This window comes from Duganella sp., assembly GCF_039595735.1.
Classification (GTDB): domain Bacteria; phylum Pseudomonadota; class Gammaproteobacteria; order Burkholderiales; family Burkholderiaceae_D; genus Rugamonas.
In genome coordinates this window covers 51,873-70,790 of sequence record NZ_JBCNLB010000021.1, presented here as the reverse complement: position 1 = coordinate 70,790, position 18,918 = coordinate 51,873, and the positions used below count along the sequence as shown (strand labels likewise).

Annotated in this window: 16 protein-coding genes; 9 read left to right on the top strand and 7 right to left on the bottom strand. The window is 63.4% G+C overall.

Features of this window, described 5'->3' with window-relative positions; genetic code table 11:
• Window positions 1–34 precede the first annotated feature (34 nt).
• Window positions 35–973, bottom strand: coding sequence for a DUF4880 domain-containing protein (locus ABDW57_RS24820; protein WP_343732813.1), 939 nt, complete (start codon window positions 971–973; stop codon window positions 35–37).
• Window positions 970–1,482 (bottom strand): sigma-70 family RNA polymerase sigma factor, encoded by a 513-nt coding sequence (locus ABDW57_RS24815; protein ID WP_343732812.1) that lies wholly within the window; start codon window positions 1,480–1,482, stop codon window positions 970–972. The genes ABDW57_RS24820 and ABDW57_RS24815 overlap by 4 nt, the downstream gene beginning before the upstream one ends.
• A gap of 223 nt (window positions 1,483–1,705) precedes the next feature.
• On the opposite strand from ABDW57_RS24815, the gene ABDW57_RS24810 reads away from it, so the two are divergent.
• The 4 genes from ABDW57_RS24810 (at window position 1,706) to ABDW57_RS24795 (ending at window position 6,762) form a co-directional block, all read left to right on the top strand.
• Window positions 1,706–3,256 carry an alpha-L-fucosidase gene (locus ABDW57_RS24810; RefSeq protein ID WP_343732811.1) on the top strand — a complete coding sequence of 517 codons (1,551 nt, stop codon included), beginning with the start codon at window positions 1,706–1,708 and terminating at the stop codon, window positions 3,254–3,256.
• Window positions 3,257–3,305: 49 nt separating this feature from the next.
• Window positions 3,306–3,431 carry a hypothetical protein gene (locus ABDW57_RS24805; protein WP_343732810.1) on the top strand — a complete coding sequence of 42 codons (126 nt, stop codon included), beginning with the start codon at window positions 3,306–3,308 and terminating at the stop codon, window positions 3,429–3,431.
• Entirely contained in the window at window positions 3,421–4,557 is a 1,137-nt protein-coding gene (locus ABDW57_RS24800; protein WP_343732809.1) for an AraC family transcriptional regulator, read from the top strand. Before ABDW57_RS24805 ends, ABDW57_RS24800 begins: the two co-directional genes overlap by 11 nt.
• A 147-nt stretch (window positions 4,558–4,704) precedes the next feature.
• Entirely contained in the window at window positions 4,705–6,762 is a 2,058-nt protein-coding gene (locus tag ABDW57_RS24795; protein ID WP_343732808.1) for a beta-galactosidase, read from the top strand.
• Here ABDW57_RS24795 and ABDW57_RS24790 read toward each other — a convergent pair.
• The 3 genes from ABDW57_RS24790 to ABDW57_RS24780 are packed head-to-tail and all read right to left on the bottom strand — an operon-like array spanning window position 6,751 to window position 11,664.
• Complete coding sequence (locus ABDW57_RS24790; protein ID WP_343732807.1) at window positions 6,751–9,180, bottom strand: response regulator; 2,430 nt, start codon at window positions 9,178–9,180, stop codon at window positions 6,751–6,753. The two genes, ABDW57_RS24795 and ABDW57_RS24790, sit on opposite strands and share 12 nt — an antisense overlap.
• 36 nt (window positions 9,181–9,216) lie before the next feature.
• The gene (locus ABDW57_RS24785) at window positions 9,217–10,362 is read right to left on the bottom strand and encodes a glycerate kinase (RefSeq protein WP_343732806.1); all 1,146 of its coding nucleotides are present in this window, start codon (window positions 10,360–10,362) and stop codon (window positions 9,217–9,219) included.
• 9 nt (window positions 10,363–10,371) lie between these two features.
• Entirely contained in the window at window positions 10,372–11,664 is a 1,293-nt protein-coding gene (locus tag ABDW57_RS24780; protein ID WP_343732805.1) for an MFS transporter, read from the bottom strand.
• Between the two features lie 127 nt (window positions 11,665–11,791).
• Here ABDW57_RS24780 and ABDW57_RS24775 point away from each other — a divergent pair, with 127 nt between their 5' ends.
• Entirely contained in the window at window positions 11,792–12,952 is a 1,161-nt protein-coding gene (locus ABDW57_RS24775) for a sugar diacid recognition domain-containing protein (RefSeq protein WP_343732804.1), read from the top strand.
• A 108-nt stretch (window positions 12,953–13,060) separates the two neighbouring features.
• The gene (locus ABDW57_RS24770) at window positions 13,061–14,452 is read left to right on the top strand and encodes an amino acid permease (protein WP_343732803.1); all 1,392 of its coding nucleotides are present in this window, start codon (window positions 13,061–13,063) and stop codon (window positions 14,450–14,452) included.
• Between the two features lie 8 nt (window positions 14,453–14,460).
• On the opposite strand, the gene ABDW57_RS24765 is transcribed toward ABDW57_RS24770, so the two are convergent.
• Window positions 14,461–15,420: a helix-turn-helix domain-containing protein gene (locus ABDW57_RS24765; protein ID WP_343732802.1), complete on the bottom strand. Its 960-nt coding sequence runs from the start codon at window positions 15,418–15,420 to the stop codon at window positions 14,461–14,463.
• Window positions 15,421–15,513: 93 nt separating this feature from the next.
• Between ABDW57_RS24765 and ABDW57_RS24760 the strand changes: the two genes are divergently transcribed.
• Window positions 15,514–16,059, top strand: coding sequence for a thioesterase family protein (locus ABDW57_RS24760; protein WP_343732801.1), 546 nt, complete (start codon window positions 15,514–15,516; stop codon window positions 16,057–16,059).
• Here ABDW57_RS24760 and ABDW57_RS24755 read toward each other — a convergent pair.
• The gene (locus ABDW57_RS24755; RefSeq protein WP_343732800.1) at window positions 16,056–16,505 is read right to left on the bottom strand and encodes a MarR family transcriptional regulator; all 450 of its coding nucleotides are present in this window, start codon (window positions 16,503–16,505) and stop codon (window positions 16,056–16,058) included. The genes ABDW57_RS24760 and ABDW57_RS24755 overlap by 4 nt on opposite strands.
• A 93-nt stretch (window positions 16,506–16,598) precedes the next feature.
• Between ABDW57_RS24755 and ABDW57_RS24750 the strand changes: the two genes are divergently transcribed.
• Both ABDW57_RS24750 and ABDW57_RS24745 read left to right on the top strand, forming a co-directional pair.
• Window positions 16,599–17,432, top strand: a complete 834-nt coding sequence (locus ABDW57_RS24750) for a p-hydroxycinnamoyl CoA hydratase/lyase (RefSeq protein WP_343732799.1) — start codon at window positions 16,599–16,601, stop codon at window positions 17,430–17,432.
• 33 nt (window positions 17,433–17,465) lie between these two features.
• Entirely contained in the window at window positions 17,466–18,911 is a 1,446-nt protein-coding gene (locus ABDW57_RS24745) for an aldehyde dehydrogenase (RefSeq protein ID WP_343732798.1), read from the top strand.
• Window positions 18,912–18,918 lie beyond the last annotated feature (7 nt).

Sequence of the window (18,918 nt, the reverse complement as noted above, 5' to 3'; positions counted from 1 at the left end):
AATCGAAAAGCGTCACCACAAACCGAGAATTTTTTTAGATGGCGCTCAAGACGGTCAGATAGCCGCCGTAGCGCTGCACACGCAGCGGCAAAATATCCACCACCTGCAACAGGGCGCGCTCGATATCGTCCAGGCGAAACACACCGCTGACCTCCATGGCCGCCGCCGCTCCGCTCACCCGCAACAATCCCTTGCGATAACGGCCGAAGATCTCCAGCAGTTCCGCCAGCGGCATGCGGTCGGCCACACAAACGCCGCGCGTCCAGGCGCTGACGGCGTTAAACGACAGTTCACAAGCCTGCGCTCCGCGCGGACCGAAGTAGAATGTCTCGCCGGCGGGCACCCGCACTGCGGGGCCATAGTTGGGCCGCAACAGCGCCACGCCGGAACTGACCGCAATCACGCTGCGCTTCAGCAGCCGGCCAACGCTGAACTCCGCGCCCTCCGTGACCACCGTGCCGTGCGCGGTTGTCACGCCTAGCACGCCCTGGCGCTGCGGCCATGACTTCACCAGCAATTGTCCCTGCTGCAGGTCCAGCACGGGCACGGCACTGCTCCCCGCCAGATAAATGCGGCTATTGGCGTCATACACCAATGGCGTGCCGTCGGCCAGCGCGCCCGCACCACGTTGGCCGACAGCGCTGCGCCAATCCGCATCCAGGCCCAGGCCATGCACGCCTTCGCGCAAGCCCCAAGTTCCGCATCCCAGCGCCAGCAGACCGAAGGCGGCCCGCAACGCGCGACGGCGCTCAATGGCCGGCGTTCGCAAGGCGTGCACCACAGCCGAGACGTCACGCACTCGGGCGCCGCCGATGCGCGACAGGCGCTGCTGCAGAGCGTTCCACGCCTGTTCATTGGCTGCTTCCGCCAAGCGCCAGCGGTCGAACTCATTCAGCATCTTGGCGCCGACATCTCCTTCACGCAGGCGCACTTCCCACATGATCGCCTGCTGCTCGGCTGCGCCCAGCTTCATGCAATTGCATAACAGGCAGTCAGCGCCTGCGTCAGATACTTGCGCACCATGCTGACCGAAACGCCCAGGCGCTGAGCGATCTCCGCGTAGGTCAGTTCCTCGAACTGGCTGAGAATGAAGGCTTCACGTGCCTTGGCGCTCAAGCCTTGCAGCGCGGCGTCGATGCGCATCAATTCGTCGACGGCGACACAGATCTCTTCCGCCGACGCGTCGTAAAACTCCGGCGCCAGCGCCAACTGTTCAAGATAGGCGCGTTCCAGGTCGCGGCGGCGCCAGAATTCATACGTCAGGCGGCGTGCGATAGTGGTCAGCAGCGCACGTGGCTGCCGGACATGGCTGACATCCTCCATGCCCGCCAGCTCGGTGAACGCCGATGCGGCCAGATCTTCCGCGTCGCAGCGCGAGCCAACCAGGCGATGGACGCTGGTCGTCAGCCAGCCGTAACTGCGGCGGAATTCGCTGCCGAGTAACTGGTCGCGCGCTGAGGTGGCAAAAGATACGGTACGCATGGCCGCCAATATAAGCTGGCCGACCGCGCAATAAAACGAACAATTCCAAATAAGCTTGTTAGAAAAAACCGCCATATCGGAAGCGATATCAATCGCCGTGCGCAGGTTATCGCTGCTTATGAAATTTACCGAGTGCGCGAACAGTATTTCTCAAGCCCGTCGCGAAGCGCGCTGCCCGCGTTATCATCGTCTGGTTGCCCATACCGATAACGGAGACCGACCGATGGCGCCTCGTCCCCTTCGACGCTGGATATTCACTGCCCTGCTGACCTGCACGCCGCCCGCATTCTCCGCAGACGCTTATGTCGCGCCTTTGCGGCCGGGTCCTTTCACCAGCGAGACCGCGTCGTTCAAGCAGTACCAGGTGCCAGAATGGTTCCGTGATGCCAAATTCGGCATCTGGTCGCATTGGGGGCCGCAGGCGGTGCCGCGCGCCGGCGACTGGTATGCGCGCAACATGTATATCGAGGGACATCCGCAATATCAGCACCATCTGCAGCACTATGGCCACCCATCCCAAACCGGCTACAAGGACATCATCCCCTTGTGGCATGCGGAGCGTTTCGATCCGGATGCGCTGATGGCGTTGTACGCCAAGGCGGGCGCGAAATACTTCGTCAGCATGGCGGTCCACCACGATAACTTCGACCTGTGGAATTCTCGCTATCACAGCTGGAACGCGGTCAATATGGGACCGCACCGCGACATCGTCGGCGTCTGGCAGCAGGCGGCGCGCAAGCGCGGCCTGGCGTTTGGCGTGTCCGAGCACCTGGGCGCCAGCTACGGCTGGCTGGCCACCAGCCATGGCCAGGACAAGAGCGGGCCGCTGGCCGGTGTGCCGTATGACGGCGCCAATCCCGCCTATCAGGAACTGTACCATCCGGCCCATGACGAGGGCCTGCATGACAACCTGGATAACTGGTACGCCACCAGCCCGGCCTGGCATGAGGAATGGTTCAAGCGCATCAGCGACCTGCTCGATAGCTACCAGCCCGACCTGCTATACACCGACGGCGGCCTGCCGTTCGGCGCCGTCGGCCGCACGCTGATCGCCAACTACTACAACGGCAATCTGGCTGCCCACAACGGCCGCCTGAACGCCGTCTACACGCACAAGAGCCAGGGCTCCGGTGACTTCTCCGATGCCGGCGTCCTCGACGTGGAACGCGGCGTGTTGAGCGGCATTCACCCGCAGCCATGGCAGACCGATACCTCGATCGGCGACTGGTTCTACAGCGATGGCTACAAGTACAAGTCCACCGCCGAGGTGATTTACATGCTGGCCGATATCGTCAGCAAGAATGGCAATCTGCTGCTCAACGTGGTGCAGTATGCGGATGGCAGCCTGCCGCCAGAATCGCGCAAATTCCTGGACGAGATGGCGGTCTGGATCGGTGTCAATGGCGAGGCGATCTATGGCACCCGGCCGTGGAAGGTGTACGGTGAGGGGCCGACCCAGCACGCCGGCGGCGCCATGAACGAGAACGGTGCATACACGGCGCAGGACATCCGCTTCACCGCCAAGGGCAACGCGGTGTACGCCATCACCCTGGGCCAGCCAAGCGCCGAAGTGGTGATCCAGTCGCTTGGCAAAAAAGCGAGGTACGCCGGCGCGCCGATCCAGTCGGTCCGGCTGCTGGGCCACAAGGCGGCGCTGACCTGGACCCAGCGCGACGACGCGCTGGTGGTCAAGCTGCCCCAGCCCCTGCCGGCCACGCAGGCGGCTGCCTTCAAAATCGAATTGTCACCGCCTGTCCGCGCCGCCAATCCCTGAAGGGACGCCGCACGGTAATTGTTGTGCTGGGAAGACGCGGCTAGCTGTTATGATGCCAACGCACGGTATGCATGTGCGTCTGCGCTGCGTTGCAGCAAAACAATTTACCGATCCGCGTTATGCAAAAGTTTTACAAGAAAGCCTTGACGGCTTTGATACTGTTATTGCTTGTTGATGCCCTGGTCGCGTGTATTTGCATTTACCAAAGCAATCTGCGTACACCGCTGCTGCCGGCGCAGGCCGAACCGCTGCCCTGGCGCCTACCCACCACGGCGGAGGGCCGCAACCCGCACACCAAGGTGCAGGTGGCGGACGACCGCCTGCGCTTTGATTTCAACCTGGCCGACCGCGACAGTTACGCCTCCACCGACCTGCATTTCGTCGACAGCGCCGGCGCCCCCACCCTGGTGGACCTGACCCGATACAGTTCGGTCGAACTGGTGGCCAAGTGCAAACCGGCCAATTCCCTGACCATGAACATCCCCACCCTGGACGAGCAATTCTCCCAGCGCGGCAATCTGCTGACCTATCCCACCCCGGTGACCTACTTCGCCTGTACCGAGCAAGGCGTGCGCAACAAGCTGAGCCTGGCCCACCTGAGCATTCCGCAATGGTGGTTTGACCTGCTGAAGCGGGATATCGCCCGTCAGACCTTCAAGCTGGACCACGTGCCGAAAATCGGCTTCGGCACCAGTTCCCAGAGCCCGCGCAATGTCGACTCGTACGCGGAAATCACCGAATTGTCGCTGAACGGCCGCGATTATCGCTATATCGCCGCGCTGGCGGTCTGGCTGATGGCCAGCGGCCTGGGCTTTGCCGTCTGGCTGTTCATCGCCCATTCGCGCGCGCTGGTGGCCAGCCTGAATAGTCAGCTCAAACAGGATCTGCCCTTCATGGCTTACCGCCAGCTGACGCTGGAACCTTACCGCGACAAGGAAAAAGCCGCCGTGCTGCGGTTTATCGCCACCAACTACGCCAATACCGAACTGGATCTTGAAGCAGTTGTGGCCGAAACCGGGGTCAACCGCAAGAAAGTCAACGAATTGCTCAAGGCGGAGCTGGGCCTGACCTTCAGCACCTATCTGAACAAATTGCGCCTGACCGAGGCCGCGCGGCTGTTGGCCGATCGCGGCAGCGCCACGGTGGCGGAAATCGCCTATTCGGTCGGCTATGCCAACGTCTCCTACTTCAACAAGCTGTTCAAGGATGAATATGGCTGCACGCCGAAGGCCTTCCGCAGCCTGACCGTGCCGCCGGGCGACGGCGCGGAACCGGCGCCGGAAACGGCCACCACGGACTAACAATTCCAGGCAAAATCATGCCATTTTCAGGCATTTTGATAAAAATTGCCCCACCGAGGCTACTGCTCCGTATGTCACCCGCATACGCTTACGCACATCCAACGGGATGACGCATAACGCGTATAAAACATACAAAGGAGTCAATCTATGAGAATTCCAGCTGCCGTGGCTTGCGCCCTGGCCCTGCTGTCCAGCGCCGGCCCGCTGCCGGCCGCCGCCGATCCCAACCCTGTGCAACGCGCCTGGCCTGGCCCCGGCCAGCTGTTCGTCGGCACCTGCTACCAGCCGGTCGACCGCACGCCCGAGCAGATCCGCAACGATATCGCCCTGATGAAGCAGGCCGGCTTTAACGTGGTGCGCATGGGCGACCTGTCGTGGGATTATTTTGAGCCGGAGGACGGCAAGTTCTCGCTGGCGCCGTTCGAGCGCATCCTCGACCAGATGCACGAGAACGGCATCAAGGTGATTGTCGATATTCCCGGCGCGCCGGCGCCGCTGTGGCTGCATCGCAAATACCCCGGCGTCAATCTGGTGAATGCCCAGGGCGCGGTGGTGCAGCCGGCCGAACGCTACATGCTGGACATCAGCGATCCCGACTACCGCCGTCTGGCCGTGCGCCTGGCCGAGCAGCTGGTCAAGCGCTATGCCCACCATCCTGCCGTATTCGCGATCGGTTTCGATAACGAAATCGGCAACACCTTCATGTCCTACTCCAAGGCCGACCGCAGCCGCTTCATCAACTGGCTGAAACGCAAATATGGCAGCCTGGACGCACTCAACCAGGCCTGGGCCACGCAGCGCTGGTCACGTCGTCTGAGCAATTGGGACGAAGTGGAACTGCCGTACGCCGACGGCCCCGGCCCGGCCGAGCGCAACCTCGACCTGCGCCGCTTCTGGTCGGACAACACCATCGCCGTGCTGAAGGACCTGGAGCGGGTGCGCGCCCGCTACGCGCCCGACAAGCCGGCCATTTCCAACCTGTGGGACAGCGCGCCGCGCAAGGGTTTTGATTACCTGTCCAGCTATCGCCAGTACACCAACTACGGCGCCATGGGCTTTTACCCGGCGGAACCGGTAGGCTCCGGCTTTGAAGCCCTGATGATGAAGGGCGCGCTGGAGACGCCGATCTGGTTTAACGAATTTACCGCCGGCGGCGGCGGCTACTACGGCACCAAAGGGCGCGCGCGCATGTGGGCCCACCTGGGGCTGCTGCTGGGATCACAGGCGGTGATGGCCTGGACCTTCAACTCCCATCTCGGCGGCGAAGAGCAAATGCTGATGGGCCTGCTGGACCATGATGACAAGCCATCCTGGAAGCTGGGCGAGTTCGGTACCATCGCCAAGGAATTCCAGCGCCTGCAGGACATGGGCTTCCCGCGTTACACCAAGCCGGAAGTCGCGTTCGCGTACTCGTTCGACAGCCGCAACGCCTCGACCCCGCCCGGCCCGTCCAACACCATGCGTGCCTACTTCACCATCCCGTACATGGACCAGTTGCACAACGCGTTCGCGCCGGTCTTCAACGACAATATCGACGCCGCCGTCATCAATATCGGCCAGGAAGACCTGCAGCGCTACAAACTGGTCGTGGTGCCCGCCGGGCTGGTGATGGATCCGCGCAGCGCCAGCGCCCTGCGCCGCTATGTTGAAGGCGGCGGCACTGTCGTGATGTCGGCATTCTCGGCCAAGATCAATGAACATGGCCAGTGGTTCAACACCGCCCTGCCCGGCGGCCTGAGTGACGTGTTCGGCCTGCGCACCAGCGAATTCTATAACGCCGCCGCGCCGCTGGAAGTGGCGTTCAACGGTCAGAAGCTGGCCACCAGCACCAATTTCTACGAAGTGCTGGAGCCATCCACCGCCTCGGTGCTGGCCCGGCTGAGCAATGCCGATGGTGCGCCGCCCGCCATCACGCTGAACCGTTATGGCCGCGGTCAGGCCATCTACGTGGCCACGGCGCCGCAGCGCCCGGTGATGCAGGCGCTGTACCGCCAGCTGTACCAGCAACTCGGTATCACACCGGGCCCGGTCACGCCGGAAGGGGTGTATGCGCGCCAGGTGCAGGGCCGCACCTTGTATGTCAACACCACCACCAGGCAGCAGCAGATCCCGCTGGCGGGCAAGAGCAACGGCGTCATTGGCGGCAAAACCTGGCAGGATACGCTGGTGCTGGAACCTTACGGTGTGGAGCTGCTACAGCCTTGATATGTAGCGCGCCAGAGTGGCGAACATCTGCTCCACGTCGATCGGCTTGGCGATGAAATCGTTCATGCCGGCGCTGGTGCACTGTTCGCGCTCAGACTCCATCACACCGGCCGTCATGGCGATGATGGGCAGCGTCAGTCCCAGCTCGGTGCGGATCTTGCGAGTGGCGGTGAAGCCGTCCATCACCGGCATCTGCACGTCCATCAGCACCAGGTCGTAGCGCTGGTTGCGCAGCAGGTCGAGCGCCACCTGGCCATTGTCGGCCACGGTGACCACGGCCTGCGCCTGTTCCAGTATGCCGCGCGCGACATTCTGATTGATCGGATTGTCCTCCACCAGCAGGACGCGCACGCCGCCAAGCGCCGGCGCGGCCAGCGCGGCAGCTCCGCCCTCGTCCTTCGCAATTGGCGCCAGCGCGGTTTGCACCGCGTCGAACAGGCTGGATGCGGTGACTGGCTTGGTAAGAAAGGCGGCGGCGCTGGCCTCGGCCATTTCCTGCATCAGCTTTCCGCGCGCGTAGGCGTTGACCAGGAAGATCACCGGCACGTCGGCCAGCTCGCGGATGGCGCGCATGGTGGCCATGCCGTCCATGCCCGGCATCAGACTGTCGACCAGCACCACATCGTAGCGGGTGCCGGTGCGCAGCCGGGCCAGCGCTTCCTCTCCGGACGCGGCGCGGTCGCTGGTCCAGTTCCACGAGCGCACCGTCTTGCTGATAAAGGTGCGGCTGGTGCGGTTGTCGTCCACCACCAGCACGTGCAGCGCGTTGCTGGCGTGCGGCACGTCGCCCTCCTCGGCCGCCGTGAATGCCAGCGTAAAGCGAAACTCACTGCCTTTGCCAGGCTCGCTCTGCACCTGGATGGCGCCGCCCAGCATCTCGATCAGGTTTTTCGAGATGGTCAATCCCAGCCCGGTGCCGCCGAAGCGGCGCGTGAACGACAGATCGCCCTGCGTGAAGGGACTGAACAACCGCGCCAGCTGGTCTTCACTCATGCCTATGCCGGTATCGCGCACGCAGAAGCGCAAGGTGAGCGGCGCGCTGGTCATGCGCTGTACCAGCACCGACACCTCGCCCTTCTCGGTGAATTTAATCGCATTGCCGGCCAGGTTGACCAGAATCTGCTGCAGCCGCAAGGCGTCGCCTATCAGCACGCGCGGCACGTCGGGTTCCACCGCCATGCACAACTCCAGCTCCTTCTCACCGGCGCTGACGCTCATGATGGCCGCCAGCGAATGCATGACCTCATCGAGCCGGAAGCGCACCGGGTGCAGTTCCACCTTCCCTGCCTGCATCTTGGAGAAGTCCAGGATGTCGTTCAGAATACCCAGCAGCGACTGGCCGGAAGCCCGTATCATCTCCAGGTAACGGCTCTGCTCCGGCGACAGGCTGGTGGTGCCCAGCAAATGCGCCATGCCCAGCACCGCGTTCATCGGCGTGCGCAACTCATGGCTCATGTTGGCTACAAAGGCGTCCTTGGCGGCGTTGGCCTGCTCGACTGAACGACCTATGCTGCGGGCATAAACCCAGGCCACACAAAAGCCGGCCAGCAGCAGCGCCATCACGCCCAGGCCGATCCATTTGACGGACGCCAGCATCTCCGACCACACCACGCTGCGCGGCACGCCGATCACCACCGCCCAGCCGCTGCTGGGCGAGCGGCTGTACATCGAATACACCGGCAAGCCCTCCAGCGTGGTGGCTTCCACCGCGGCTTCCATCCGGGCCGGCATCTGCGCCAGCAGCGACGGCGCGCCTTTTTTGCCGACCGAGTGTTCCGGGTCCAGCGAGCGCGCCACGATCACGCCCTGCGCATCAAATACCGCCACCACGCGATCCGGCGGCAGGCGTTGTTCTTTCAGCGTCTGCCCCAGCCGCTCCGGCACGAAGGCAGTCGATATGCAGTAGATGACTTTACCGTCGCGCAGCACCGGCGCATGGATGGCCACCAGCGGCCGTTTTAGCGCGCCGCCAATGAACACGTCGGAGATGACCGGTTTGCCGGTGTCGAATACCTTGCGGATGCGCTGCGCACTGCCGGGATCAGGCAGCAGCGGCCCATACGGGCGCGCAGTATTCAGCAATTGCACCGAATCGCGGTTGCTGAGGACGAAATTAAAACCGGGGAATTCGGGACGCAGAGCCTTGCTGGCTTCGGCGTGGAAGGCGGCAAAGTCGCCCTTGTCCAGACTGGGCGATTGGGACAGCGCCTGCGCCACGCTGATGCCAGTATTGAGATCGCGGTCCACCGCCTGGATCAGCGCACGGGCGGTAATCAGCGTATCAAGCTTGATCTGCTCGCGTTCGCGATCGATGAAATGGGCAGTGAGCAGCGAGAATCCCACGATGGACGGCAAGGCGCAAGCCCACACCAGGGTATAGATTTGCACCTTAATCGACGGCATACTGCGTCGCGCCATGAAGTCGGTCCCGTAGTTACATCGGAAACAACTCTATCACAAGCCCAGTCCGGCCCCCAACCTTAATGTGGCGGCGATGTTGCGCGCGGCGTTGCGCACATTGACCGCCGCCGCCGCCAGCGCCTCGTCCACCGTGCAGGGACGGCTGACCGAGCCGAAGACCGCGGCAATGCCATGCGCATGCACCTCGGCGGCGGCCGTACCCAGCGAGCCGCCGATGGCGATCACCGGCTTGCCGTGGCGTTGCGCCACGCGCGCCACGCCGACCGGAGTTTTGCCATGGACGGTCTGACCATCAATGCGGCCCTCGCCGGTGATGACCAGATCCGCATCGGCCACCGCCGCATCCAGGCCGACGGCGTCGGCGACGATCTCGCTGCCCGGCCGCAGGCGGCCGCCCAGGAACACCATCATGGCCGCGCCGATGCCGCCACCGGCACCGGCGCCCGGCACGTCCGCCACCTGCCTGCCCAGATCACGGGCAATGACGTCGGCATAGCGGCGCAGGTTGTCGTCCAGTTGCGCCACCATCCGCGGCGTCGCGCCTTTCTGCGGACCGAAGATGGCGGAAGCGCCCTGCGGCCCGACCAGCGGGTTGCTGACATCGCAGGCGACATCGAACACACAATCCGCGATGCGCACGTCGAGGCCGGACAAGTCGATGCGCGCCAGCTTGTCCAGCGCGCCCCCACCCGCCGGCAGGTCCGCGCCGGCGGCATCGAGCAGGCGTCCGCCCAGCGCCTGCAGCATGCCGGCGCCGCCGTCGTTGGTGGCGCTGCCGCCCACGCCCAGCACGAAGCGGCGTGCGCCGGCATCCAGCGCATTGCGTATCAGCTGTCCGGTGCCGTAGCTGGTGGTGCGCAGCGGATTGCGCTGCGAAGGCGCCACCAGTTCCAACCCGCTGGCCGCGGCCATCTCGATCACCGCGGTCTGGCCGTCGCCCATCAGGCCGTAGAAGGCCGCTGCCGGCTCGCCCAGCGGGCCGCTCACCTCCAGCGCCACCAGCTTGCCGCAGCTGGCGTCGACCATGGCTTGCACCGTGCCTTCACCGCCATCCGCCACCGGCAGCTTGCGGTATTCGGCGTGCGGGAAGATTTCGCGGAAGCCGGCTTCGATCTCGTCGGCGACGGCCATCGCCGTCAGGCTCTCCTTGAACGAATCGGGCGCTATGACTATTTTCATCGCTTGCTCTTATCGGTTGACCAGTTTGGCGGGAATGCGCAGCACCAGTATCGCACCAAGCAGCAGTACGCTGGACAAAATATACAGCGCCATGTCGGTGCTTTGCGTCGCGTCCTTGATCCAGCCGACCAGGAAGGGGCTGACGAAACCGGCGATCTGGCCCAGCGAGTTAATCAGCGCCAGGCCGCCAGCCGCCGCCGCGCTGCCAAGGAAGGCCGCCGGCAGCGACCAGAATTGCGCCAGCGCCGCCAATGCCCCCATGGTCGCCATGCTCAAGCCGACCATCACGACCAGCGCATTGCTGGAGAAGTTGGCCGCCATCAGCAGACCCACCAGGCCCATCACCATCGGCAGCGACACGTGGAAGCGGCGCTCGCTGCGCTGGTCGGCCGAGCGGCCGGCCCACACCATGAACACAGCTGCCAGCAGATAGGGCACGGCGCTCAGCCAGCCCACCGTCACCGCGCTCTCGAAGCCGAGCGACTTGATGATGGACGGCAGCCAGAAATTGATCGCGTACACGCCCATCTGGATGCAGAAGTAGATCACGCCCAGCATCCATACGCTGCCGTTGCGCAGCACGGCGCCAAAGGAATCACCGGCGGTGCTGGTGGCGGCGCGCTGCTGCTCGTCGGCTGCCAACGCGGCCTGCATGGCGGATTTTTCATCACTGCTCAGCCACCGGGCCTGGGCAATGCCGTCATTCAGGTAAAAGTACACGCCCACGCCCAGCAGCACGGTCGGCAGGCCTTGCAGCAGGAACAGCCACTGCCAGCCGGCCATGCCGCCTTGCCCGGCCGAGAAGTGCGACAGCATCCAGCCGGACAGCGGGCCGCCAATCAGGCCGGAGATGGGAATCGCCGACATGAACAGCGCCATCACCTGGCCGCGCTTCTGGGTCGGGAACCAGTGCGTAAAGTACAGCACCATGCCGGGGAAGAAGCCCGCTTCCGCCACGCCGGTGAAGAAGCGCAGCGCGTAGAACGAGGTCGGCGTGGTCACGAACAGCATGCAGGCCGACAGGCTGCCCCACGCGACCATCATCACCGAGATCCAGCGGCGCGCGCCGATTTTATGCAGGATCAGGTTACTGGGAACGCCGCTCAGCACATAGCCGATGAAGAAAATACCCGCGCCCAGGCCATAGACCGTATTGCTCAATTTGAGCGCATCGAGCATCTCCAGCTTGGCAAAACCGACGTTGACGCGGTCCAGATAGTTGAACAGGTAGCAGACGAAAATGAAGGGAATCAGGTGCCAGCCGGCTTTTTTGTAGGCGCCGTCCAGGATGGAAGTGCTCATGCAAGTCTCCAGTGTTTTTATGATGGGGCGATTATCTGGAATCCATCCCGAAAAATCATTGGCCAGATGCCTGAATGTGGCGGCTCATGTGCCGCAATTCTTGTGCAAATGCCCTAAAATACCGGGTATGAACATTTTAAGCACAGAACTGGCGCAGGACATCGTTACGCGGACCATGCGCATCATTCCCTACAACGTCAACGTCATGGACGCCAACGGCAGCATCATCGCCAGCGGCAATCCGGCGCGCATAGGCGAGCTGCATGCGGGCGCGCTGCTGGCGCTGGCCAAGAAGCTGACCATCGAAATCGACCAGGCCGGCGCCCGTAACATGCACGGTGCCCAGCCAGGGATCAACCTGCCGCTGACGGTGCATGGTCAATTGTGCGGCGCGGTAGGCCTGAGCGGCGCCCCGGACGAGGTGCGCCAGTTCGGCGAACTGGTGCGGCTGACCGCCGAGATGATCCTCGAACAGGCGCAATTGGCCGGCGAGCTGCAACGCGATTCGCGCTACCGTGAGGCTTTCGTGCTTAACCTGATCAACAGCGGACAAGCCAATTCAGCCGATATGGCCGCATGGGCGCACCGCCTGGGTGTGCGGTTTGAGCGCATGCATGCGGTATATCTGCTTGAACTGGAAGACGGCGCCGACCTGCATGCCTTGCAACTGCGGCTGCAAGCGCGCCTGCCGGCGGCGCTGACGGCGGCCACCGGCCCGCGGGAACTGGCCATACTGGACTTTTACGACGCCCCCGGCCCCGGCAACGATAAACAGCTGCAGGCACTGGCCGCCAAGGTGCGGGCGGTCTGCCCGCAGCCGCATACGCTCACCATGGGCATCACGCTGCAAGGCCCGGACAGTGTGGCCACTTCGTACTACAGTGCGCGGACGGCGGCGCGCGTCGGCCGTCAGCGGGCACCGGGCAAGTACCTGTACAGTTACTATGACCACGCCCTGCCTGTACTGCTCTCCGGCCTGAACACCGGTTGGCAGGCGGCCCAGCTGCGTGCGCCCATGGCAAAATTGGGCAAGAACAAGGCGCTGCTGCAGCGCACGCTGGACGTCTGGTTCGCCCACGACGGCCACCCCGCCGCCACCGCCGAGGCGCTGCACATCCACCGCAACACCCTGGATTACCGCCTGCGCCGCATCGGCGAGATCACGGGCCTGGACCTGGGGCGGCTGGAAGACCGCTTCCGGCTGTACGTCTCCTCGTTGCTGGCGATCGAAAATTCCGTGACAAAAACGAAACAACCTTCGGCCTATCCCGGCATCTTTGAGGAATAAATCGGCAACGTTGGCTGCCCCATATTGTATTATTTGCGGTCGCCCGACTTTCGACGCCCACAAGGTGTTGTCGGGAATCACGATAACCACAATAAAATTGGAGCCATTTTGAGCATTTTTCGAACCAAGAATCTGGATGAGATGATCGCCACAGCCCGCAAACCGGGCGGCCTGGCGAAAGTTCTCGGTCCTTTCGACCTGATCCTGATGGGTATCGGCGCTATCGTCGGTACCGGCATCTTCGTGTTGACCGGTACTGGCGCTGTCACGGCCGGTCCCGCGCTGACCTTGTCCTTCGTGATCGCGGCCATCGCCTGCGGCTTCGCGGCGCTCTGCTACGCTGAATTTGCCTCCACCGTGCCGGTGGCCGGCTCCATTTACACCTACTCCTATGCCACGCTGGGCGAACTGGCCGCGTGGATGATCGGCTGGGATCTGCTGCTGGAATATGGCCTGGCCACTTCCGCCGTATCGGTCGGCTGGTCGGGCTACTTCCAGTCGCTGCTGTCGGGCTTCGGCTGGCAGCTGCCGGTGGCACTGACCGCGGCGCCAGGCGCCGTTCCCGGCGTGACCACCTTCATCAACCTGCCGGCGCTGTGCATCATGATGCTGCTGACCGCGATGCTGAGTATCGGGGTGCGCGAATCGGCGCGCATGAACAACATCATGGTGGTCATCAAGATCAGCGTGGTGCTGCTGTTTATCCTGGTGGGCGCGCGTCACGTCACGCCGGCCAACTGGCAGCCATTCATGCCGTTCGGGATGGGCGGCACGCTGAGCGCGGCGGCACTGGTGTTCTTCGCCTTCATCGGCTTTGACGCCGTGACTTCGGCGGCGGAAGAAGTGAAGCGTCCGGAGCGCGATCTGCCGATCGGCATCATCGGCTCGCTGGCCGTGTGCACCGTGCTGTATGTGATCGTCTCGGCCATCATGACCGGCATCGTGCCGTTCAAGGAATTCCTCGGCATCGACCACCCGGTCACGCTGGCGCTGCAAAAGGCTGGCGAGAACTGGTTTGCCGGCTTCGTCGATCTGGGCGCGATCCTGGGCATGACCACCGTGATCCTGGTGATGGCCTTCGGCCAGACCCGCATCATCTACGCCATGTCGCGCGACGGCCTGCTGCCGAAACGCCTGTCGGAAGTGCACCCGCGCTTCCAGACCCCGTTCTTCTGCACCTGGCTGGTCGGCATTGTATTTGGCGTGATGGCGGCCTTCGTTCCGCTGAACGTGCTGAATGAACTGGTCAACATCGGCACGCTGGCTGCCTTCAGCCTGGTGTCGATCGCCATCGTCATCCTGCGCAAGACCCGCCCTGACCTGAAGCGCTCGTTCCGCTGCCCAGGCGTGCCGGTGATTCCGGCGCTGGCCGTGATCTTCTGCGTCACGCTGATGGCTTACCTGAGCTGGTTCACCTGGGTGGCCTTCATCATCTGGCTGGCGATCGGCCTGGTGATCTACTTCGGCTACGCCCGCAAGCACTCGCTGCTGAACAAGTAAGCCCCACCCTACGCTGCCTGCGGCTGGAACTTCTTCCGGTACGCCGCAGGCAGCAGTCCCACGCGCTGCTGAAACAGCCGGCGGAACGAGTTACTGTCTTCGTATCCCACTTTGAAGGTAATGCTGTCGAGGCTCATGCGCGTGGCTTCCAGCAGATGCTTGGCTTTCTCGATGCGCAGCGTTTGCAGGTAGGCCAGCGGCGTGTAGCCAGTGGCCTCTTTAAAACGCCGCATGAAGTTGCGCACTCCGAAGCCGAAGCGCGGCGCCAGCTCGTCGATCGACAGCGGCTGGTCGTAGTGCTCCTCCAGCCAGTTCTGCACGCGCAGGATATCGGCATCGCCATGGCTTTTCGGCATGGACCACATCACATACACCGATTGTTCGCTGCGGGCGTTGTCGATCAGAAGATAGCGGCTGCATTTCTGCGCCAGGTCCAACGAACCGTAACGGCGGATCAGGTGCAGCAGCAGGTCCATCGCCGCACTGGCGCCGCCGCTGGTGATGAAACCATTGTCTTCGCACAGCGTCTCTCGTTCATCCATGCGCACCTCCGGATAGCGTTTGCGGAACAGGTCCGCAAACGCCCAGTGGGTGGTGGCGCGGGTGCCGGCCAGCAGGCCGGTTTCAGCCAGCATGAAGGTGGCGGTGCACATGGTGGCCAGCACCGCGCCTTGCGCGTGCTGCGCACGCAGCCAGGCGCTGTAACGGCCGAAGCCCGGCAAGGCTTCACGCAGCGTGAACAGAAAGCCTGGGATCAGTACCAGGTCGGTGTGCCTGATATCGGTTAGCGCCGCTTCCGGCTGCAGGATCTGGCCGCGCAAGGTGCGCACCGGCTGGCCATCCAGCGACGCGGTGACAACGTCGAATACCGGCTGGCCGGCAAACAGATTGGCGGCGGTCAGCAGTTCCAGCGCGGTGGTGGCGCTGGCGGCCGAACATTGGTCGGCAAAGAGCAGAGTCAGATGCATGTCACTTTTCGCATGAAAAAAGTCATTTCTGCACCTACCTTACCAGATTCCACTCCCCTATAGTGGTGCCCATCCTCTACTCACCTGTACACCATGAATCTCTGGTTCCGACTGTTCTGGATGCTGCTGAAACGCCCCTGGCGTCAGCGCGTCGATCCTTTTGCCACCACCGTGGTGCGCATGCGCGTGTGGCCGCTCGACCTGGATCTCAACCGCCACGTCACCAACGGCCGCTACTTCACGCTGGCCGACATCGGCCGCATGGATTATGTGCTGAAGACCGGCGCCTTCCGCACGGCGCTGCGGCGCAAGGCAGTGCCCATCGTCGGTGACGCATGGGGCAAGTTCCGGCGCGAGCTGAAATTGTTCGAGACGTTTGAAATCCACACCCGCATGCTGGGGTGGGACGACAAATGGAGCTTTCTCGAACACCGCTTCATCAAGGATGGCCGCGCCGCCGGCGTGGTGGTGATGCGCGGGGTATTCCGCTCGGCCCAGGGCACGGTGCCGCCAGCCGATATCGTGCGTGATCTGGGCGTGCCGGAGCAATCGCCGGAGCTGCCGGAATGGCTGGTGCGCTGGTCCGCCAGCTGCGACGGCATGAGCGTGCAGCTGCGCGAAGAAGAAGCGCTGGCTTAAATTCCTTCCAGGCTCAGGGCGCGCACAGCACCCTTCAACTGCGCGTGCAGCAGCGCGCGCTGTTCCTCGGATGTGCCGGGGAACATCTGCATCTCCACCTCCCGCACTTTGGCGTCGCATTGCGCCAGGATGGCGTGGCCTTCGTCGGTCAGCGTGATCTGAATGATGCGCCCATGCGACGGATCGGGCGTGCGCTCGATCCAGCCCTTGCCCTCCATCGACTTCACCATCTCATTGGCCGACTGCGGCGTGGTCATGATGCGCACCGCCAGCTGCGCATTCGACAGCGAACCATGTGCGCGGAACACCGACAGCGCCGTGTACTGCGGCACCGTCAGCCCGGCCGGCGCCACGCAATCGCGCAGGCGCTTGTTCAAAATGTGGTCCAGCCGCCCCACCAGATAGGCCAGTCCCACGGGTTTGGAATCGGAATTTGCTTTAACCATAAAAATTCATCTTGAAAAACGTAAAAGGTGGGTATAGTATAAGGTACATATCAGGCAGCCTGATAACAAACTTACACACACAGGAGATATTGTATGTCCAAATACGCTGGCCGATGGGAAACCGTGAAGGTCGAGATTGAAAACAGCATCGGCTGGATTACCCTCAACCGTCCGGAAAAACGCAACGCCATGAGCCCTACGCTCAACCGCGAAATGATCGACGTGCTGGAGACGCTGGAGCTGGACGATGAGGCGCAAGTGATCGTCCTGACCGGCGCCGGCGACAGCTGGACCGCCGGCATGGATCTGAAAGAGTACTTCCGCGAGAACGACGGCAAGCCGGAAATCTTCCAGGAACGCCTGCGCCGCGATTGCTCGCAATGGCAGTGGAAGCTGCTGCGCATGTACTCCAAGCCGACCATCGCCATGGTCAACGGCTGGTGCTTCGGCGGTGCCTTTTCGCCGCTGGTGGCCTGCGACCTGGCCATCGCCGCCGATGAAGCGGTGTTCGGCCTGTCCGAAATCAACTGGGGCATCCCGCCGGGTAACCTGGTCAGCAAAGCGGTGGCCGACACCATGGGCCATCGTCAGGCGCTGCACTACATCATGACCGGCGACACCTTCACCGGCCAGGAAGCCGCCGCCATGGGCCTGGTCAACAAGAGCGTGCCGCGCGCAGAACTGCGCCAGCATGTCCAGGAACTGGCCGACAAGCTGCTGGCCAAGTCGCCAACCGTGCTGCGTATCGCCAAGAACGGCTTCAAGCGCTGCCGCGAACTGACCTGGGAGCAGAACGAAGACTACCTGTACGCCAAGGTCGATCAGTCCAACTACCGCGATCCGGAAAAGGGCCGCGCGCAAGGCCTCAAGCAGTTCCTGGACGATAAGACCATCAAGCCAGGCCTGCAAACCTACAAACGCGGTTAAAAACTCTACAATAAAAACCCGAGGAGACAAACCATGTTTAATACTGATCTGCTAATCGGCGGCGCCACTGTCGCCGCCCACAACGGCGCCGTGTTTGAGCGCCGCAATCCCGCCAGCGGCGAAGTCGCCACCCGCGCCGCCGCCGCTTCGCTGGACGATGTGGACCGCGCGGTGCAAGCCGCGCAAGCGGCCTTCCCCGAATGGTCGGCCATGCTGCCGGGCGCACGCCGCGCCCTGCTGCTCAAGGCGGCGGACGCGATGGAAGCGCGCCGCGCCGAATTCGTCGAACGCGGCATCGCGGAAGCGGGCGGCGCACCGGTCTGGTATCAGTTCAACGTGACGCTGGCCGCCAATATGCTGCGCGAGGCAGCCGCCATGACCACCCAGATCAGCGGCGAGGTGATACCGTCCGACGTACCGGGCTCGCTGGCCATGGGCGTGCGCCAGGCATGCGGCGTGGTGGTCGGCATCGCACCGTGGAACGCGCCTGTCATCCTCGGCACACGCGCCGTGGCCATGCCGCTCGCCTGCGGCAATACCGTGATCCTGAAAGCGTCGGAACTGTGCCCTGCCCTGCACCGCCTGATCGGCAGCGCCTTTGAAGACGCGGGCTTCCCGCCGGGCGTGGTCAATGTCATCACCAATGCGCCGCAGGATGCGCCGAAGGTGGTGGAGCGCCTGATCGCCGCGCCGGCCGTCCGCCGCGTCAACTTCACCGGCTCCACCAACGTCGGCCGCATCATCGCCCAGCATTGCGCCACGCACCTGAAACCAGTGCTGCTGGAACTGGGCGGCAAGAACCCGCTCATCGTGCTGGATGACGCCGACCTTGACGAGGCAGTGGAAGCCGCCGCTTTCAGCGCCTTCTTCAACCAGGGCCAGATCTGCATGTCGGCCGACCGCATCATCGTCGATAACAAGATCGCCGACACCTTCCTCGAAAAGTTTGAAGCGAAAACCCGTACCCTGAAGGCAGCCCACGCGGACGCGCCGCTGACCGGCATGATCGACAGCGCCGCCGCGCAGCGCGTCAGCGGCATGCTGGCCGACGCCCGCGAGCGTGGCGCGCGCGTGCTGCAAACCTCGTCCGAGGTGCAGGGCAATATCATGCAGCCGGCAATCGTGGATGGCGTCACCGCCGAGATGAAGGTGTATCAGGAGGAGTCCTTCGGCCCCATCGTCTCCATCCTGCGCTTCGACAGCGAGGACGAAGCGATCCGCCTGGCCAACGACAGCGAGTACGGCCTGTCGTCAGCGGTGTTCAGCCGCGATATCGGCCGCGCCATGGCTGTGGCCAAGCGCATCGAGTCCGGCATTTGCCACATCAACGGCCCGACCGTGCATGACGAGGCGCAGATGCCGTTCGGCGGCGTGAAACACAGCGGCCAGGGACGCTTCGGCGGCAAGGCAGCGATTGCGGAATTCACCGACCTGCGCTGGATCACCATCCAGACCACGCCGCGCCACTACCCGATCTAAGGAGCCT

What these genes read in the sequence shown, in the direction of transcription:
- ABDW57_RS24820 (WP_343732813.1), bottom strand. Translation starts at nt 973, where the DNA reads ATGAAGCTGGGCGCAGCCGAGCAGCAGGCGATCATGTGGGAAGTGCGC.
- ABDW57_RS24815 (WP_343732812.1), bottom strand. Translation starts at nt 1,482, where the DNA reads ATGCGTACCGTATCTTTTGCCACCTCAGCGCGCGACCAGTTACTCGGC.
- ABDW57_RS24810 (WP_343732811.1), top strand. Translation starts at nt 1,706, where the DNA reads ATGGCGCCTCGTCCCCTTCGACGCTGGATATTCACTGCCCTGCTGACC.
- ABDW57_RS24805 (WP_343732810.1), top strand. Translation starts at nt 3,306, where the DNA reads ATGATGCCAACGCACGGTATGCATGTGCGTCTGCGCTGCGTTGCAGCA.
- ABDW57_RS24795 (WP_343732808.1), top strand. Translation starts at nt 4,705, where the DNA reads ATGAGAATTCCAGCTGCCGTGGCTTGCGCCCTGGCCCTGCTGTCCAGC.
- ABDW57_RS24790 (WP_343732807.1), bottom strand. Translation starts at nt 9,180, where the DNA reads ATGGCGCGACGCAGTATGCCGTCGATTAAGGTGCAAATCTATACCCTG.
- ABDW57_RS24785 (WP_343732806.1), bottom strand. Translation starts at nt 10,362, where the DNA reads ATGAAAATAGTCATAGCGCCCGATTCGTTCAAGGAGAGCCTGACGGCG.
- ABDW57_RS24780 (WP_343732805.1), bottom strand. Translation starts at nt 11,664, where the DNA reads ATGAGCACTTCCATCCTGGACGGCGCCTACAAAAAAGCCGGCTGGCAC.
- ABDW57_RS24775 (WP_343732804.1), top strand. Translation starts at nt 11,792, where the DNA reads ATGAACATTTTAAGCACAGAACTGGCGCAGGACATCGTTACGCGGACC.
- ABDW57_RS24765 (WP_343732802.1), bottom strand. Translation starts at nt 15,420, where the DNA reads ATGCATCTGACTCTGCTCTTTGCCGACCAATGTTCGGCCGCCAGCGCC.
- ABDW57_RS24760 (WP_343732801.1), top strand. Translation starts at nt 15,514, where the DNA reads ATGAATCTCTGGTTCCGACTGTTCTGGATGCTGCTGAAACGCCCCTGG.
- ABDW57_RS24755 (WP_343732800.1), bottom strand. Translation starts at nt 16,505, where the DNA reads ATGGTTAAAGCAAATTCCGATTCCAAACCCGTGGGACTGGCCTATCTG.
- ABDW57_RS24750 (WP_343732799.1), top strand. Translation starts at nt 16,599, where the DNA reads ATGTCCAAATACGCTGGCCGATGGGAAACCGTGAAGGTCGAGATTGAA.
- ABDW57_RS24745 (WP_343732798.1), top strand. Translation starts at nt 17,466, where the DNA reads ATGTTTAATACTGATCTGCTAATCGGCGGCGCCACTGTCGCCGCCCAC.